The sequence below is a fragment of the Pseudoalteromonas luteoviolacea genome (genome assembly GCF_001696455.1).
In the GTDB taxonomy this organism is placed as follows: Bacteria; Pseudomonadota; Gammaproteobacteria; order Enterobacterales; family Alteromonadaceae; genus Pseudoalteromonas; species Pseudoalteromonas luteoviolacea_C.
In genome coordinates this window covers 1-1,436 of the sequence record NZ_MAUJ01000033.1, presented here as the reverse complement: position 1 = coordinate 1,436, position 1,436 = coordinate 1, and the positions used below count along the sequence as shown (strand labels likewise).

General features: G+C 38.0%; 1 protein-coding gene. It reads left to right on the top strand.

Going from position 1 to position 1,436, the window contains the following annotated elements; genetic code table 11:
- Window positions 1-218: 218 nt before the first annotated feature.
- The gene (locus A7985_RS25345) at window positions 219-737 is read left to right on the top strand and encodes a hypothetical protein (protein WP_065793153.1); all 519 of its coding nucleotides are present in this window, start codon (window positions 219-221) and stop codon (window positions 735-737) included.
- Window positions 738-1,436 lie beyond the last annotated feature (699 nt).

Sequence of the window (1,436 nt, the reverse complement as noted above, 5' to 3'; positions counted from 1 at the left end):
GTGTAGTGCGTTATTCGCTTAGTCCTTAATATACATTAACACCCCAATTTTAACGTGATTTTTAAAAGTTACGTGGTTAGCCATGTCTGAAATCCCAGCTAAGTTATCAAGTTAAGCAATTTATCAAAGGTTCAAAGCGAATTGAGCTATTTTTAGTGGTTTGTTTCTGCTTTGAAACATGTCGAGGTGTAGTTGTGGTATAAATTAAGATGGGAGTCATGTGTTTATTGATGGCTGAATTGGCAAGCCAAGAAGCCCAAAATATGTCGTTCTCCGGCAAAGATATATATGCCGCTCATTGGTTGCCAACTCCGTCGCAAAAGTGGGTCAATGCAATTACAGGCCTTGGAGATGGAATGTCCTTAGGTGGCAGTCGAATATTCCGTGAATATTTTGGAATTGACGGAGGCGTTGACATTGAATCATCAATATATTTAACCTCTGAAACTTCAGGGCGATATTGGACTGCGTCGATTCTAGGGGGAACTGCTCTGAGACCTTTTACTGCGAAAAATCAGTTGGTTACACAATGGACTACAGGTTCTTCTCTTGGAGCCTCAACTCCTTGGGTTATGGTAGGAGGGAAAAGCTGGAGAAACTACATTTTTGCAGGCGGGCCTACAGCACTACCCGCTTATAGTCGAGTTCAGTCAGGAGTTGTTCCTAAAAGCTCTTTGGCATGGCCTAAAGGTGTTGAGAAATTCAAAGGTTTGTTTGGACAAAGGGTACTAAAGTAATATGAACATTGAAGTTGTATATTTAATTTTGACCATAGCGCTTTCACTTGATTTGATATCTTGTTATTACTCAATAAAGAGGCTTAAAAATAAAAAAGGAGCTTCTAGTATTCCATTTTTGACATTTATAACAGTATTGATATTGTATGTTGTTTTTGTTGAGTCATATGTTCTGTCTTTTGGGTTGGATTTAACTATTTACTTTATAATTCATGTACTCCTTTTGCTATTTATTCCGCTAATTTTTAGGAGAATAATTAAAAATATAGGTGACCCCCATTCTAATTTGAAGAAATAAAAGACACTCAATCCAAAGCCCCAGCACACTTGCAGGGGCTTTTCTATTTCTGGTCACGTTTCACCGACTTTTTGGTCACGCCTATTTGACCTGTGTGGTCGTATCTATCGACTTTCTGGTCTGTATATAGCGGTGTATGTGACCAGCGGTATCAAATTTTAAGAAGACACCCATCTTAAATTTGATAAAAAACTGAGTGTCGCCTATCTTTAAATAACCCGAATTCAAGTTCCAAGTGCACCACTCACATTATCAAGTGAAAAGGCTTCTTTCGAAATTTAAAAAGACACCCATCGTAAAATTCCGACGGATGCAGTTACTTTCAAGAGTTTTCGGGGTTATCGGGCCAATCTGAATTAATGATTTTTTAATCAAAATTGAGTAGTGAAAAAGTTGGTTAG

Coding starts and splice junctions, on each gene's coding strand:
- A7985_RS25345 (WP_065793153.1), top strand. CDS start 219: ATGTGTTTATTGATGGCTGAATTGGCAAGCCAAGAAGCCCAAAATATG.